Origin of the sequence: Variovorax paradoxus (genome assembly GCF_030815855.1) — a bacterium.
In the GTDB taxonomy this organism is placed as follows: domain Bacteria; phylum Pseudomonadota; class Gammaproteobacteria; order Burkholderiales; family Burkholderiaceae_C; genus Variovorax; species Variovorax paradoxus_M.
Map to the genome: position 1 here is coordinate 3,843,776 of NZ_JAUSXG010000001.1, position 15,139 is coordinate 3,858,914.

The window sequence follows — 15,139 nt, forward strand, 5'->3', positions numbered from 1 at the left end:
CGCTCAGGCCATCCTGCTGATGGCAAAGCTCTTGACGTAGTCGTCAGGCTTCGCGGGATCGAACACCTTGCCCATGATGGTGAACTTGGGGTAGGCGCCATCGGGCGCGCTCTGGCCGAGCTCCTTCATGCGCTTCCTGGCGTCGGTCAGCAGGAACACCTTCTCCGCGATCTGCCTGTAGTTGACGTCGCCCTTCACATAGCCCCAGCGCTTCATCTGCGTGAGCATCCACACCGCCATCGACTGCCACGGAATCGGGTCGAAGTCGGCGCGGTCAGGCACGGTGCGGATGTTGCCCAGGCCGTCGGCGAACTTGCCGGTGAGCACCTGGTTGATCACCGTCTCCGGCTGGTTCAGGTACTGCGCGGGCGCAATCACCTTGGCGATGAGTTCGCGGTTCTTCGGGTCGCGCGCCATGGCGGAGGCGGTGAGCACCGAGCGCACCAGCGCGGCAAAGGTGTTGGGGTTCTTCTCGATGAACTCGGTCGAGGTGCCGAAGGCGCAGCACGGGTGGCCGTTCCACAGGTCCTTGGTCAGCAGGTGCAGGAAGCCGATTTCCTCGAACACCGCGCGCTGGTTGAAAGGGTCGGGGCCGAGGTAGCCGTCGATGTTGCCGGCGCGCAGGTTGGCCACCATCTCGGGCGGCGGTACCACGCGAATCTGGATGTCGGTGTCGGGGTTCAGGCCGGCCTCGGCCACGTAGTAGCGCAACAGGAAGTTGTGCATGCTGTATTCGAAGGGCACGGCAAACTTCATGCCCTTCCACGTCTTCGGGTCGCGCCTGTCCCTGTGCTTGTTGGCAAGCGTGATGGCCTGGCCGTTGGTGTTCTGGATGGTGGCGACATTCATCGCCACCTGGTTCGAGCCAGCGCCCATCGAAATGGCCAGCGGCATGGGCGACAGGAAATGCGTGGCGTCGTATTCCTTGTTGAGCATCTTGTCGCGGATCAGCGCCCATCCTGCGGTCTTGACCACTTCGACGTTGAGCCCCTGCTTCTGATAGAAGCCCAGCGGGTGCGCCATGATGAGCGGCGTGGCGCAGGTGATGGGAATGAAGCCGATCTTGAGGTTGGTCTTCTCGAGCGGCGCCTTGTCTTGCGCCATGGCCTGCAGCGTGCCCAGCGGCAGCACCGAGGCAATGGCGGCGCGCGCGGTGCTGGCGCCCACGGCGCGCAGGAAGTTGCGGCGCACGCTGTCGTCGGGGAACAGCGCCTTCATGAGGCTGGCCTCGAGCTTGTCGCCGGGGCCGACGCCGATCTCCGCCCCGCGGCCATGGTTGCGGCCGCAGGCGCAGCGCATGTTCAGTGGCCGGTCGGCGTCGTAGAGATCGCAGGCGGTCGAATCGGACGGGCTGGACATGGTGGTGCACCTCGGTGAAAAGATGCTTGCCACGATGCAAGGCACGGGCCGGAAGCGAGGCCGAAAGGCCCACGGACCACAGATCGTGCCGCCGCTGTCGAGGCCGTGTAGGGGTGGCACTACACGGCGGTGCCCGCCCGCTTCGTTTTCAGGCCGCGGGAGCGGTTTTGCCGTGACGCTCGGCGTAGAGCGCGAGTTCCACGTCGTTCTTCGTACCGGTCTTTTCGAGAATGCGCGCACGGTAAGTGCTCACGGTGTTGGGCGCCAGGCCCAGCTGCGCACCAATTTCGCTCACGCTGCGCCCGGTACTGAGCAGGCGGTACACCTGGTGCTCGCGGTGCGAGAGCTGTTCCGGCCCGTTGCCCGCGTTGCGGCCCACGGCCACAGCCAGCGCTTCGGCCGTTGCGGCCGATACATACAGGCCGCCTGCCGCCACCTTGCGCACCGCGCCCACCATGTCGTCGGCGTCCGCGCTCTTGTTCAAATAGCCCGAGGCGCCGAGCTTGAGGCAGCGCACCGCGTACTGCTTTTCGGGATAGGTGCTGAGCATCAGCACCGGCAGCGTGGGCCAGTCTTTGCGCAGGGCCTGCAACACGTCGAGGCCGTCCCTGCCGGGCATCGCGATGTCGAGCAGCACCACGTCCAGGCCTTCGGGCCCGCCGAGTTCCTGTACGGCGGCCAGCACTTCGGGGCCCGTCTGCGCCTCGGCGCGAACTGTCATCGAGGGCAGGCCGTTGGAGACGTCGCCCAGCATCTGCTTGAGGCCTTCGCGCACGATGCGGTGGTCGTCCCCGATGAGTACACGGATGTCGTTCATCTCGTCGAGCCTACACCGGCAACGGCAGATGGAGGCAAAAGCTGCTGCCCTCGCCCACATGGCTTTCGATCTCGATGCGCCCGCCGAAATGGCGTGCGCGCTCCCGCATGCCGAGCACGCCATAGGCGGTGGTCGCCTCGAAAGCCTGCGCCGGCGCGCCGATGCCGTCGTCGCGCACGCAGATGCGCAAGTGCCGCTCTCGAACATCGATGCGAATGTCGAGGCTGCGCGCCCTGGCATGGCGTCCGACGTTACTGAGCATTTCCTGGAAGATGCGAAACACCGCCATGGCCGCGGGCTCGGGAAGCTCCACGCCCGCCGGCACGTCGAGGTGCCACTGCAGCGCCAGCTCGGCCGACTGCACGAACTCATGCGCCTGCCATTCAAGCGCCGCCCACAGGCCCTGGTGGTCGAGGATGCTCGGACGCAGGTCGGTGATGATGCGGCCCACGTTGTCGACCGCGCGTTCGATCAGCTGGCTCATGTTGCCGCACTTGCCGCGCATCTGCTCGCGCATGGCCTGCGCTGCGTCGGGTGCGCGCTCCTGTTGTTCGCCCAGGCGCTTGCCGATCCAGTTGACGTCCATCTTGAGCGCCACCAGCAGGCTGCCGAGTTCGTCGTGCACCTCGCGCGCAATGCGGGTGCGCTCGTCTTCGCGCACCTTGTCGAGCCAGGCCGAAAGCTCGCGCAACTGCACCAGCGCATCGCTGAGTTCGCGCGTGCGCTCCTGCACGCGCAGGCCGAGCTCGTCCTTGGCCTGCTGCAGCGCCTCGGCTTGGCGGCGGCGCTCGGTGATGTCGACAAAGGTGATGACGGCGCCGCGCACCTGGGCGCCGTCCATGATCGGGTGGCTCGAATACTCCACCGCGAAGGCGCTGCCGTCGCGGCGCCAGAACACCTCGGTGTCGATGCGGCATGGCAGGCCGCGGCGAAAGGCGTTAAAGATGGGACAGTCCGTGTCGGCGTAGTGCGAGCCGTCCGGGTGCGAATGGTGCGTGAGCTCGTGCATGTTGCTGCCGATCACATCGCGCGCCTCGTGGCCCAGCATCTGCGCGCCGGCCCGGTTGATGAACATGCAAAGGCCGTCCAGGTCGATGCCGAAGATGCCCTCCCCGGTGGACTCGAGCAGCAACCCCAATTGGTGCTGCCAGAGCGGGTGGCTGGCGGTGGGGTTCAGTACGGGTGTCTCCATGCACCAAAAGAAAGCAACAAACGTTCCTGAACCGGGTGCTCAGCGCTCCCAGCGAAACTTGCGCTCCGACTCGCCGATGGGCTGGTCGTTGATGCTCGCGTAGCGCCGCTGCATCAGGCCGTTGTCGGCGAACTCCCAGTTCTCGTTGCCGTGGCTGCGGAACCACTGGCCCGCCGCGTCGTGCCATTCGTATTCGAAGCGCACGGCAATGCGGTTGTCCATGAACGCCCAGAGCGTTTTCTTCAGGCGGTAGTCGTGCTCGCGCTCCCACTTGCGGGTGAGAAATTGCACCACCTCTTCGCGGCCGTTGACGAAGTCGGCGCGGTTGCGCCATTCGGTGTCCGGCGTGTAGGCCAGGCTCACGCGAACCGGGTCGCGCGTGTTCCAGGCGTCTTCGGCGGCCTGCACCTTCTTCGTGGCGGTTTCGAGGGTGAAGGGGGGCAGCGGCGGGCGGGAGTCCATGGTGGTCTTTCTTCGACAAAGGGATGGAGGGATGGCGAAGGCTGCAATGTGCCACATGTAGACAGACCTGTCTACACGCCTACAATACGCCCATGGACACCTCCGAACTGCCCGCGCGCGAGCGCATCCTGCACACGGCGCACGACCTCTTCTATGCCGACGGCATTCGCGCCACGGGCATCGACCGCGTCATTGCGGCCTCGGGCGTGACCAAGGTCACCTTCTACCGGCACTTTCCGTCGAAGGACGACCTGGTGCGCGAGTTTCTCGATCACCGCCATGCACGGTGGATGGCATGGTTCGTCGATGCGCTGGGCCGGCGCGGCGCGCATGAACGTGCAGGCAATGCGGGTGCCTTGCTGCTGCTGCCCGAGGTGATGGCCGAATGGTTCGCCGACCCGGGTTTTCGGGGCTGCGCGTTCATCAACTCGGTGGCCGAGGTGGGCGGCAGCGTGCAGGGCGCTACTGAGCGCGCGCGCGAACACAAGCGTGAAATGGTCGAGGTCATCGCGGGCTTGCTGCCTGCCGGCGCTGCGTCGCGCATGGCGCTCGCGCAGGCTGCCGCGCTCGGAGTGGACGGTGCCATCGTCAAGGCGCAGATGGGCGGCCCGGCCATGGCGCGCGAAGCCGTGGACGATCTGCGCCGCCTGCTCGAAGCCCTGGTTGCCGCGCCGGCACCGGCCGCGAGCCGATAACATCCGCTCCGGACACGGCAACACACATGGCTTCAACGCGACTTCCCTCGACGCAGGGCCTGCAGGCCTTCGAGGCCGTGGCACGGCTGCGCAGCGTGAACCTTGCAGCGGAGGAGCTCAGCGTCACCCCCAGCGCGGTGAGCCACCGCATACGGCAGCTCGAATCGCAGCTGGCGCTCAAGTTCTTCAGCGGCAACGACTTCAGCCTGAGCGCCGACGGCATCGCCTACCTGGCCCGTGTGCGCGAGGCCATTGCGGCACTTCAGCAGGTGCCCGGGCGGGAGCCCGAGTCGCAGGTGAGGCGGCTTCGCGTGGCGGTCACGCCCACCTTCTCGCGCCAGATGCTGCTGCCCCGGCTCGCGCTGTTCCGCGATGCCTACCCGAACATCGAACTCATGCTGCAGGTGACCACGCCGGTGCGCAACATGACGGCCGAAGAGGCCGACATCGAGCTGCGCTTCGGCACCGGGCCGTTCCACGACCGCGAGTCTTTTCAGCTGCTGGCGGACGAGGTTTCGCCGGTGTGCAGCCCGGCCTACCTGCAGCGCTACGGCCCCTTCGACGGTTTTTCCACCGATGCGGAGGTTGCCCGCGCGCAGTTGCTGCGAACGCCGCTGGAAGCCTGGCGCACCTGGTTCAAGGCCTGCGGCATCGGACTGCCCGAGCCGGCCGCCGGCCACCAGTTCCATGACCTGGGCCTGGCGCTCGATGCGGCGGCCGAAGACTTCGGCGTGGTGCTCATGCACCTGAAGCTGGGCAGCGCCTGGCTCGAGAGCGGCCGGCTGGTGCGGCTTTCGGATGTGAGCGTTCCCTCGCCCAATGCCTATTTCATCTGCTGGCGGCCCGGTGCGATGGAGCGCTGGGAATGCGCGACCTTCGTCGAATGGCTGCGCGAGGCGCTGCGCAGCCAGCTGAATTCTTTTCAGGCCAGGGCCGGGTAAATTTCAGGTCGGCGGCAGGCGGGTGAATCACACTCGGCGGCGTTGCGTGCGGGCCAGACAATGGCTTTGCCTTGCTCGACCATAAAAAACCCAACAGGAGACCGCCTCGTGCCCGACCTTTCCAAGATCACCTGCATCGAAGACCTGCGGGTGATTGCCAAGCGGCGCGTGCCGAAGATGTTCTACGACTATGCCGACTCCGGCGCGTGGACCGAGAGCACCTACCGCGCCAACGAGAGCGACTTCCAGAAGATCAAGCTGCGCCAGCGCGTGGCGGTGAATATGGAGGGCCGCTCCACCCGTTCCACCATGATCGGCCAGGACGTGGCCATGCCGGTGGCCATTGCGCCCACCGGCCTTACAGGCATGCAGCACGCCGACGGCGAAATCCTCGGTGCGCGCGCGGCCAAGGCTTTCGGCATTCCGTTCACGCTGTCGACCATGAGCATCTGCTCGCTGGAAGACATTGCGGAGCACACCGGCCGGCATCCGTTCTGGTTCCAGCTTTATGTGATGAAGGACCGCGACTTCATCGAGCGGCTGATCGAGCGCGCCCGCGCGGCGAACGTCTCGGCGCTGCAGCTCACGCTCGACCTGCAGATTCTCGGCCAGCGCCACAAGGACATCAGAAACGGCCTCTCGACGCCGCCCAAGCCAACCCTCGCCAACATGATCAACCTGGCGACCAAGCCGCACTGGTGCCTGGGCATGCTGGGCACCAAACGCCGCACCTTCGGCAACATCGCGGGCCATGCCAAGGGCGTGAAAGACCTGTCGTCGCTGTCGTCGTGGACGGCCGAGCAGTTCGACCCCGCGCTGAGCTGGGCCGACGTGGAGTGGATCAAGAAGCGCTGGGGCGGTAAGCTGATCCTCAAGGGCATCATGGACGCCGAAGACGCGCGCCTGGCCGCCGACAGCGGCGCCGATGCGCTCATCGTTTCCAACCACGGCGGGCGCCAGCTCGACGGCGCGCCCTCCTCCATCTCGGCGCTGCCGGCCATCGTCGACGCCGTGGGCAGCGACATCGAGGTGTGGATGGACGGCGGCATCCGCAGCGGACAGGACGTGCTCAAGGCCCGCGCGCTCGGCGCCCGCGGCACGCTCATCGGCCGCAGCTTTCTCTACGGCCTGGGCGCCTACGGCCAGGCCGGCGTCACGCGCGCGCTGCAGATCATCCACAAGGAACTCGACATCACCATGGCCTTTTGCGGCCGCACCGATATCGAGAACGTGGATTCGGGCATTCTGCTGCCGGGCACCTTCTAAGCCCCCTCGGGCGAGAGGCTTGCGGCGCTGGCTGACAGCGCGCAAATGCGTGCCTGCGGAAAATGTTGTTTCCAACAACATCGCCCGCATGGGCGACAGAACCCATCATGAGCGCAGTCACGCCTGTCACGGAAAGTCCCTCGGCCTCCGCACCCCCTCCCCAGCACTACACGGCCGAAGAAAAGCGCCACCGCGTCTTCTCGATCATGGCGGCCTCCTCGGGCAACCTGGTCGAGTGGTTCGATTTCTATGTGTATGCCTTCTCGGCCCTGTACTTCGCATCGGCCTTCTTTCCGAAGTCGGACCCGACGGTACAGCTGCTGAACACCGCCGGCGTGTTCGCGGCCGGCTTCCTGATGCGGCCCGTCGGCGGCTGGCTGTTCGGCCGCATTGCCGACAAGATCGGGCGCAAGACCTCGATGCTGATCTCCGTCACCATGATGTGCGGCGGCTCGCTCGTCATCGCCTTCTTGCCGACCTACGCGCAGATCGGCGCGTGGGCGCCGTTCCTGCTGCTGGTCTGCCGGCTGTTCCAGGGCCTTTCGGTCGGCGGCGAATACGGCACCACCGCCACCTACATGAGCGAGGTGGCGCTGCGTGGGCAGCGCGGCTTCTTCTCGTCGTTCCAGTACGTCACGCTGATCGGTGGACAGTTGCTCGCGGTGCTGGTGATCGTGGTGCTCGAGCAGTTGCTCACCGAGGCCGAGCTCAAGGCCTGGGGCTGGCGCATTCCGTTCGTCATCGGCGCGGTGGCCGCCGTGGTGGCGCTGCTGCTGCGGCGCACGCTGCACGAAACCCAAAGCGCCGAAGCCAAGGCCAACCAGGAAGCCGGCACCATGGCCGGACTCTTCAAGCACCACACGCCGGCGTTCCTCACTGTGCTGGGCTACACGGCAGGCGGCTCGCTCATCTTCTATACCTTCACCACGTACATGCAGAAGTACCTGGTGAACACGGTGCACCTGCCCATCAAGACCGCAAGTTACGTGATGACCGGCGCGCTCTTCGTCTACATGTGCATGCAGCCGGTATTCGGCATGCTGTCGGACCGCATCGGGCGTCGCAACAACATGCTGCTGTTCGGCGGCCTCGGCGCACTGGCCACGGTGCCGATTCTCACGGCGCTGCAGCACACCACCAGCCCCGTGGTGGCCTTCGTGCTGATCATCGTCGCGCTGGCCATCGTGAGCTTCTACACCTCGATCAGCGGCATCGTGAAGGCAGAGATGTTTCCGCCTGAAGTGCGTGCACTGGGCGTGGGGCTGGCCTATGCGGTGGCCAACGCCATCTTCGGCGGCTCGGCCGAGTACGTGGCGCTGGGGCTCAAGTCGCTGGGGCATGAATCGGCGTTCTTCTGGTACGTGAGCGCCATGATGGTGATTGCTTTCCTCGTGAGCTTGCGGCTGCCGCGCCAAGCCGCCTACCTGCATCACGACCACTGAGGCCGGGCCTGCTTCATCGTCAGTCCGCGTAGACGCCCGCGGCCTTGATGATGGGGCTCCACTTGGCGATCTCGGCGGCCACGAACTTCTTGTGCCCCTCGGGTTCGATGCGGCCATCGGTGGCCACCACCGCGCCCAGCGCTTCTTCGCGCTTGATGAAGTCGGGGTCCTTGAGTGCGGTCTTCAGCGCGTCGCCGAGCTTCTTCAGCACAGTGGCCGGCGGGCGAACAGCTTTTTCATGGGGTCTCCAACGAGTTGAATAAAGAAAAAATCAGGGCGCCCGCGCAGGCACGCGGGTTTCGAGCGCGGGCGCTTGCCACTCGGGCTTGATGTGGCAGCCGTTCTTGCCATCGGTGTCGTAGCGCGGCATCAGCGCTGCACACCGCCGCGCCAGGCTCGCGGGCGTGGGCTTCTCGCCCTTGTCGATCCAGTCCATCAAGGCGCCGAACAGCGCCGGGTATTCGGAATCGCTCAGGTAGCTGTGCTCGCGCTCGGCGCTGAAACTCTGCACCAGCGTGCCGCCCGTGCCCGCGGCATCGCGGATGCGCCGGTAGGCGTTCTCGAGTTCGACGAACGCCGTGGGGTCGTCGATGGCATGCAGGGCCACGGTGGGCAGCGCCGTGCGGCCGGTGGGCTGGCTGTCGGCGGCGAGCGCGCCCTTGGCTTGCGGATCGGCGGCATAGCGGGCCACGCCGGCGTTCAGCGCCGCATCGTCCGCCGAGCCCTGGTAGACCACGCCGATGTTGCCGAAGGGATTGCGTCCGCCCAGGCGCTGCTGCACCAGGTCCTGGAACAGCCAGGTGGCCCAGTTCAGGTGGCCCACCAGCGAACGCTCCTGGATCTTGACGACCGACAGAATGGTCTTGAGCCGCGCCGCCTGCTCGAGCGTACGCTGCGCCGCGGGCATGCCGACGCCGGTGCATTCCTTGACGCGCGCTGCCAATTCGGCGCGCGTGAGCGTCGAATCCATCGGCAAGCCTTGCCACAACGGATATTGCGGTTCATCGGGCTTCGGATGGTTGCGGCACACGTACTGGTAGACCACACGCAGGTCGAGCCGGAAATCGTAGGCGCTGTTGCCACCGCCGAGCACGCCGCTGGTGAGCAGCAGGCCGTCGTACGGGCTCTTCGCATCGCCCGCCGGCGCATGAAGCTCGGCGGCTTTTGCGGCCACGCCCGCGCCGTAGCTTTGGCCATGCAGCAGCGTGCGCCGCGGCGGGCCGAAGCGCTGCACGAAGATGCGGCGCAGGCGTTCGGTGTCCTCGGCGGCCATGGTCACGCCGTAGCCGCCGCGGCGGTAGGTGGAGCCGGCCCATGCGTAGCCGGCCTTCACGGTGACGGCCCAGCGCTTCAGGTCTTCCTCGCTGCGTTCGAGCCTGGGCGGACCGGTCTCGGGGCCGCCATGGGCGTGCATGACGAGCACGCGGTTCCATGCCTCCGGGATGGCGATCCAGTAGAGCGCGCCGGCGCCATCGTCGCCGGTGTAGCAACGCGTTTGCGCAGGCACCGGCGCCGGGCAGGCCGTGGGCTTGGGGCCCCAGGCGGCGGCCTCGGCCGCGAGCGCGGCTATGGTGCCGAGCAGCGCGAAAGCGAATGTGCGAAGAAGTGGTTTCCTGTTGTTCATCAATGCCGTGCTCCGAGTTCCGGCGCCGCGACCGTCCCCGATCTGGAGACGAAGCCGAGAACGCAGTGGTTGAACGCTGGCCATGGCGTAGCTGCAGTCGGCCGCGCCCGCCGCCAGGCTCTGCTTCGTTGCCAGCAGCCGGACGATAGGTGCACAGGTGACTTCGGGTCAAATAAAATAACAAAGCACTTTCAATACGAAAAACATATGGACATCAGAGCGCTGCGCTACTTCGCGGCCGTGGCCGAGAGCGGCCACATGACGCGTGCCGCAGAGCAACTCGGTATTCAGCAGCCGCCGCTGAGCCAGCAGATCAAGGCGCTCGAACGCGAGCTGGGCGTGCTGCTGTTCAGGCGGCATCCGCGCGGCGTGGCGCTCACCGATGCGGGCCGGCTGTTCCAGGTCGAAGCACTGCGCATGCTCCACGACATGGAGGCCATGAAGCAGCGCATGGCGCGCGTGGCCGAGGGGCAGGCCGGCACGCTGGCCGTGGGCTTCACGAGTTCGGCGGCGGCGCATCGCTTCATGCCCGAAGCCCTGCGTGCCTTTCGCCGCGCGCACCCGGGCGTGGCGCTGCAGCTGCGCGAAGACAACGCCGCCGAACTCACCGACGCACTGGCCGCCGGCCGCCTGCACTGCGGCCTGCTGCGCGTGCCGGTGGCGCGGCCCGACGGCCTGGTGTTCGAAACGCTGCTGCGCGAACCGGTGCTGGTGGCCATGCCCAGCGACCATCGCTTGGCCCTCTCGCGCGGCAAGGGCTCGCGCCCGCTGCCGCTCGCGAAGCTGTGCGAGGAAGGCATCATCCTCGTGCGGCGCCCCGGCGCGCCCGGCCTCTACGCCGAGCTGCTCGCGCTGTGCCATGCCAAGGGCCTGCGCCCGCGCGTGGTGGCCGAAGTCGATCGCATGATGACCAACCTGAACCTCGTGGCCGCGGGTGTCGGCCTCTCGGTGGTGCCGGCCTCGATGACCGGCGTGCACGCGCATGCCATCGCCTATGCGCGGCTGGCCGACGGCGGCCAGCTCGATGCGCCGCTTACGCTGGTGTCGCGCGCCGAGGAAGACAACCTGCCCGCCCAGCACTTTGCCGCGCTGCTGCGTCGGCTCGCGAGCGAGAGCCCGCGGTCGTGAGCGCAGCGCCAAGGGTGCACCCGTGAGCCCGCGAGTCCAGCGCCGCCGCTTCGTGCGCCACCTGGGCACGGCGCTCGCCGCCGCGTGTGCGGCTGCTCCGTGGCTGCTGCACGCTGCTGCGCCGCCCTGGCCGAATCGGCCGGTCCGGTTGATCGTCGTGTATCCGCCCGGGGGCGTGAGCGACGGCATGGCGCGCGCGCTGGCGGAGCCGCTCGCACAGGCGCTGGGCGTTCCTGTGCTCATCGAAAACCGCGCCGGCGCGGGCGGCAGCGTGGGCATGGATGCGCTCGCGCGTTCGGCGCCCGACGGCTGCACGCTCGCCTTCTCGGCCATCAGCCCGCTCACGCTGCATCCGCTGCTCGCCCGCGTGCCCTACGACGCGCTGCGCGGCTTCGCGCCCGTGGCCAGCGTCATGCGAACGCCGGTGCTGGTGGTCGGCACGCCCGCCTTCGCGGGCCGCAGCTTCGACGACCTGATCGCCATGGCGCGCAGCCAGCCGGGGGCCGTGCGCTGGGCCACCTCGGGCGTGGCCACCATCGGCCACATGGTGCTGGCGCAGGTGCGCATGCAAAGCCGCACCGAGATCACCCACATTCCGTATCAGGGTGGCGGTCCGCAGCTCAACGATGCGCTGAGCGCGCAGTTCGAGGTGCTGTCGACCAACGTTGCGGCGCAGCAGCTGCAGTACATCGAAAGCGGCCGGCTGCGCGCGCTGGCGGTGGGCGCGCCCGCCCGCATCGAGGCGCTGCCCTCGGTGCCCACGCTCGCGGAACTGGGTTTCGAGAAGGCCAACCGCGATTCGCTCTTCGGCATCTTTGCGCCGGCACGCACGCACACCGCCGTGGTGCAGCGCCTCCATGCGGAGATCAACCGCCTGCTGCGAACCGAGCCGCTGCGCGCCCGCCTGCGCGACGCCTACAACATTCCGGCCGGCGGCAGCATCGAAGACTTTGCGCAGGAGATTGCCATCGACCGGCGGCGCAACCGCGCGCTGGTGACGGGGGATCGGTCGCAGTTCGACTGAGGTGCTACGCCTCGGCGCTCCAGAGTCCGGGGTAGTCGCGCACGAAGCCTTCGGGCGTCGCGCGCAATGTCGCCGCGTAGTCGAAGCGCTTCGCGTCGTAGGCGTATTCGTCCTCGCCGGTGCGCTCGTAGCGCTGCATCAACTCGCTGAGCACGCCGCCGCCGTCCAGATCGACCCAGGCCGCCGGCGCATCGGCGCCCTCGCCTTTCGAAAGATTGAGCCGGCGCAACTGCAGCAGGTTGGTGGCGGGCGTAAAGCCGAGGTCGAGGTCCACGCAATGCGAAAGGTCGGGCACCGCCTCGTCGTTGAGCTTCCAGTGTCCGCGCGCGTCGCGGGCGATCGACAGGTCGATGGCAGTGCCGCCGAGCCAGCCGCGCACGGTGCCCCATTGCGCATGCCAGTGCAAATCGCAACGCACCCGATAGTGCAGTTGCGCGATGCGGTGGTCCTCGAGGCGAAAGACGGCGGCGCCGTCGAGCTGCCACGCGTTGGCGTTGCGCTCGAGGCGGCAGGCGTCGTGGCCCGGTGCATCGAGCCTGCGCCACAGAATGGAAGCGACGGTTTGCATGGCGCGGATGATGGCCCCAGCGGGCGCAACAGGCAAGCCTTGTCACAATGCGCCGCACATGAAGAAAATCCATCTCTCCGCCGCAGCCCTGCTGATAGCCGCTCTGCTCCCCCTGTTCGCCGCCCCGGCCCATGCCGCGCTGAAAGACGGCGACATCGTCTTTCACACCTCGCGCTCGGCCCAGAGCGTGGCGGTTCAGCGCGCCACCGGCTCGCGCTACAGCCACATGGGCATCGTGCTGCTGCGCGGCGGCAAGCCCTATGTGTTCGAAGCGGTGTCGACGGTGCGCTACACGCCGCTCGCGCAGTGGACCGCACGCGGAGACGGCGGGCACTATGTGGCGAAGCGGCTGCGCAACGCCGATGCACTGCTGACGCCCGGCGCCGTGGCGCGCCTGCACGCGGGCTCCGCGGATTACGAAGGCCGCCCCTACGACCTGAGCTTCGAATGGTCGGACCAGCGCATCTACTGCTCCGAACTCGTGTGGAAGCTCTACCAGCGCGCGCTGGGTGTGCGCATCGGCGAGCTGCAGAAAATTCGCAGCTTCAATCTGAGCGACCCCGCAGTGCGCGCCAAGATGCGCGAGCGCTACGGCGACAAGGTGCCGATGGACGAGCCCGTAATCTCGCCGGTGGCGATGTTCGAATCGCCGCTGCTGACGACGGTGGAGACGCGCTGAGTCCCAGGCCCGCCGCGCCGAAAAGCGCGTTCCTATCGCGCACGGCGAGCTAACATCATTCGCTCGACATTCAAAGGAGCGTGCGAATGGCACCCTGGTTCGCCGATACCAAGCCGATCGACTCGCTGGAGCCCGAGATCGCGTTTCATTTGCAGGACGAGTTTCATCCTGCGATGGGCGGGCGGGCCGAACCGCTCGCGTTGCCGGAATTCCCGCGCGCTTCGCGATTGCTGGCGTGCACCTCGGAGGTGATCGGACACGAGGCGGAACTCGCCGCGTACTACGGCCGGGTGGCCGCGCTGGCCCGGCGGCACACGCTGAAACTCGATCAGGTGCGCCAGTATTTTCGGATGGATCTGCGGCTCGACAACGACGATGCGAACGTGCACCTGTCCTTCCCCTGGTACGACAGCTTCGCCGCCATGGATCACTTTCTCGCCGCCGTGGTCGGGAACGACGAAGGCATGATCTACGACGACCAGGACCAGGGTTGGGCGGTGGAGGTCTGGGCCCGCAACGGTACGCTCTACATTCGCGAAAACGACCCCGACGATTCCGATAATGAACCCGGCCAAGCCGTTGCGGTGCCCAGGGCCGGCCTGCAGGCCCGCATTGCCCCCTTGCGCGAGCGCACCGTGAAGCTCGTGGCCCGGCTTGCAAAAGAGCTTGGACCGGATGCATGGCTTGATGGCGAGGTGCAGCCGGCTGGGGCGCTCGATCTGCACTGAAAACTGCCTGCATCGTGCGCTGAGGCATCGGGCGGAGCGCCCGCTGCTATTTCAGTGCGGCGAGCACGCTCTCCAGGAATTCGCGCATGGTGGATCCGAAGTCTTCCGGCTGGGCGGGCCGCTCGAACCGCCGCGGGAATTCGGCTTCCAGGTCCGGGTGCGAGCGCATGAAATGGATGATCTCGGCGCGCAGCGCTTCGAGTTCGGCCGGCGTGGAGGCCTTCCGGTATTCGGCCATGACTTCGGCACCGGTCTCGCCGAAGTAATCGTAATCTTGGCCGAAATAGACCTTGGTGAGGTTATCGATGAGTTCGTAGCGTTTCATGGCGATTCGACTGCTGGCTTCAGAAGGGGTGCGCCGTCAGTATGTAGTACGGCATTCCGTTGTAGCTCTTCATGTTCAGGATCACGCGCACGCTGCTCAGCTGGCTGACGGTGCTGCTGCCCCGCTGTACGCCGATGCCCACCACGCTGCCCACGTTGTGCTCGAACACCATGGGCTTTGAGCCGGTGGCGGCCGAGCGCGACCACGCCTTGATGGCCCTGGCGTTGGCACGAACGGTGGCGCTAATGGCGCGCTCCGCGATGTCGAGGTTGTGGAACGACGACACCTTGGGCAGCGACGGCTTCTTCACCAAGCGCTCGAAAAGTTCTACCTCAGTCTTGCCGACATGCTCGCGGATCGTGTGGCCGCCGATCTTGGTGTTCAGCGGCCCTTCATGCCGCAACAGGTCGACCGGCTCCAGGCGAAACCGGCCGGCGCGCACCGCGATCACTCGCGCGACGACCAACCCGGAAGCCACGGCCAGCGGCACCGCGATGTCCACCGCAAGACCGATGCCGTCGGCCGTTTCGCGCGAAGCACCCAGCGCCTCGGCCGCCGAGCTGGCCGTCACGGCGGTCACCGTGCGCTGTGGGGTGCCGGTCCAGACCTGGCGGCTCGAGGTTGTCAGGGTGTCGTAGCCGTGCACGCCCAGCACCACGCAGCCGGCCTTGGTCATCATTGTGGGCTCGGGTGCGACGCAAAGCACGCCGGCGCCGAGCAGTTCCACGACGCCGCCCACCAGCCCCACGGTGCCCCAGAGCCGATTGCTCAAGCTCGCGGATTCGGGCACCTCCTGGTCGCCCAACACCGCCGCCATCTGAACCGGTGTCAGCGCGACGCTCAATCCTTCGACTTCGTCATCCATGCCAGATCCCTTTCCTTCCCATGC

At 67.0% G+C, this 15,139-nt stretch carries 16 protein-coding genes and 1 pseudogene; 8 read left to right on the forward strand and 9 right to left on the reverse strand.

The annotated features are described in order from the left end of the window. Positions 1–3: 3 nt before the first annotated feature. The 4 genes from QFZ42_RS18490 to QFZ42_RS18505 form a co-directional block, all read right to left on the reverse strand. Positions 4–1,359: a CmpA/NrtA family ABC transporter substrate-binding protein gene (locus tag QFZ42_RS18490; RefSeq protein WP_307702356.1), complete on the reverse strand. Its 1,356-nt coding sequence runs from the start codon at positions 1,357–1,359 to the stop codon at positions 4–6. Between the two features lie 148 nt (positions 1,360–1,507). Continuing rightward, the gene (locus QFZ42_RS18495) at positions 1,508–2,176 is read right to left on the reverse strand and encodes a response regulator transcription factor (RefSeq protein WP_307702357.1); all 669 of its coding nucleotides are present in this window, start codon (positions 2,174–2,176) and stop codon (positions 1,508–1,510) included. Positions 2,177–2,186: 10 nt separating this feature from the next. After that, positions 2,187–3,368 carry a sensor histidine kinase gene (locus QFZ42_RS18500; protein WP_307702358.1) on the reverse strand — a complete coding sequence of 394 codons (1,182 nt, stop codon included), beginning with the start codon at positions 3,366–3,368 and terminating at the stop codon, positions 2,187–2,189. Between the two features lie 39 nt (positions 3,369–3,407). Then, positions 3,408–3,830 (reverse strand): nuclear transport factor 2 family protein, encoded by a 423-nt coding sequence (locus tag QFZ42_RS18505; protein ID WP_307702359.1) that lies wholly within the window; start codon positions 3,828–3,830, stop codon positions 3,408–3,410. A gap of 92 nt (positions 3,831–3,922) precedes the next feature. On the opposite strand from QFZ42_RS18505, the gene QFZ42_RS18510 reads away from it, so the two are divergent. The 4 genes from QFZ42_RS18510 to QFZ42_RS18525 all read left to right on the forward strand — a co-directional run bounded on the left by QFZ42_RS18510 (position 3,923) and on the right by QFZ42_RS18525 (position 8,174). Further along, complete coding sequence (locus QFZ42_RS18510) at positions 3,923–4,525, forward strand: TetR/AcrR family transcriptional regulator (protein ID WP_307702360.1); 603 nt, start codon at positions 3,923–3,925, stop codon at positions 4,523–4,525. Between the two features lie 26 nt (positions 4,526–4,551). Further along, positions 4,552–5,466, forward strand: a complete 915-nt coding sequence (locus QFZ42_RS18515) for a LysR substrate-binding domain-containing protein (RefSeq protein ID WP_307702361.1) — start codon at positions 4,552–4,554, stop codon at positions 5,464–5,466. A gap of 108 nt (positions 5,467–5,574) precedes the next feature. Next, positions 5,575–6,732, forward strand: coding sequence for an alpha-hydroxy acid oxidase (locus tag QFZ42_RS18520; protein ID WP_307702362.1), 1,158 nt, complete (start codon positions 5,575–5,577; stop codon positions 6,730–6,732). A gap of 107 nt (positions 6,733–6,839) precedes the next feature. Then, positions 6,840–8,174, forward strand: a complete 1,335-nt coding sequence (locus QFZ42_RS18525) for an MFS family transporter (protein ID WP_307702363.1) — start codon at positions 6,840–6,842, stop codon at positions 8,172–8,174. Between the two features lie 19 nt (positions 8,175–8,193). On the opposite strand, the pseudogene QFZ42_RS18530 reads toward QFZ42_RS18525, so the two are convergent. Beyond that, positions 8,194–8,394, reverse strand: a pseudogene (locus QFZ42_RS18530) (tripartite tricarboxylate transporter substrate binding protein BugD); the annotation flags it as partial. A gap of 51 nt (positions 8,395–8,445) precedes the next feature. Continuing rightward, positions 8,446–9,798: a hypothetical protein gene (locus QFZ42_RS18535; RefSeq protein WP_307702364.1), complete on the reverse strand. Its 1,353-nt coding sequence runs from the start codon at positions 9,796–9,798 to the stop codon at positions 8,446–8,448. Between the two features lie 207 nt (positions 9,799–10,005). Here QFZ42_RS18535 and QFZ42_RS18540 point away from each other — a divergent pair, with 207 nt between their 5' ends. Continuing rightward, positions 10,006–10,926, forward strand: a complete 921-nt coding sequence (locus QFZ42_RS18540) for a LysR family transcriptional regulator (protein ID WP_307702365.1) — start codon at positions 10,006–10,008, stop codon at positions 10,924–10,926. Positions 10,927–10,948: 22 nt separating this feature from the next. Further along, positions 10,949–11,950 (forward strand): Bug family tripartite tricarboxylate transporter substrate binding protein, encoded by a 1,002-nt coding sequence (locus tag QFZ42_RS18545; protein ID WP_307702366.1) that lies wholly within the window; start codon positions 10,949–10,951, stop codon positions 11,948–11,950. 4 nt (positions 11,951–11,954) lie between these two features. Here QFZ42_RS18545 and QFZ42_RS18550 read toward each other — a convergent pair whose 3' ends face one another. Continuing rightward, positions 11,955–12,518 carry a putative glycolipid-binding domain-containing protein gene (locus QFZ42_RS18550; RefSeq protein WP_307702367.1) on the reverse strand — a complete coding sequence of 188 codons (564 nt, stop codon included), beginning with the start codon at positions 12,516–12,518 and terminating at the stop codon, positions 11,955–11,957. 58 nt (positions 12,519–12,576) lie between these two features. Between QFZ42_RS18550 and QFZ42_RS18555 the strand changes: the two genes are divergently transcribed. Together QFZ42_RS18555 and QFZ42_RS18560 are read left to right on the forward strand one after the other, a co-directional pair. After that, on the forward strand, positions 12,577–13,197 hold the full coding sequence (locus tag QFZ42_RS18555) for a YiiX family permuted papain-like enzyme (protein WP_307702368.1): 621 nt from the start codon (positions 12,577–12,579) through the stop codon (positions 13,195–13,197). A gap of 86 nt (positions 13,198–13,283) precedes the next feature. Further along, positions 13,284–13,925, forward strand: a complete 642-nt coding sequence (locus QFZ42_RS18560) for a hypothetical protein (protein WP_307702369.1) — start codon at positions 13,284–13,286, stop codon at positions 13,923–13,925. A gap of 46 nt (positions 13,926–13,971) precedes the next feature. Here QFZ42_RS18560 and QFZ42_RS18565 read toward each other — a convergent pair whose 3' ends face one another. Both QFZ42_RS18565 and QFZ42_RS18570 read right to left on the reverse strand, forming a co-directional pair. Beyond that, on the reverse strand, positions 13,972–14,250 hold the full coding sequence (locus tag QFZ42_RS18565) for a contact-dependent growth inhibition system immunity protein (protein ID WP_307702370.1): 279 nt from the start codon (positions 14,248–14,250) through the stop codon (positions 13,972–13,974). Positions 14,251–14,269: 19 nt separating this feature from the next. Beyond that, the gene (locus QFZ42_RS18570; RefSeq protein ID WP_307702371.1) at positions 14,270–15,115 is read right to left on the reverse strand and encodes an RNase A-like domain-containing protein; all 846 of its coding nucleotides are present in this window, start codon (positions 15,113–15,115) and stop codon (positions 14,270–14,272) included. Positions 15,116–15,139: the final 24 nt, after the last annotated feature.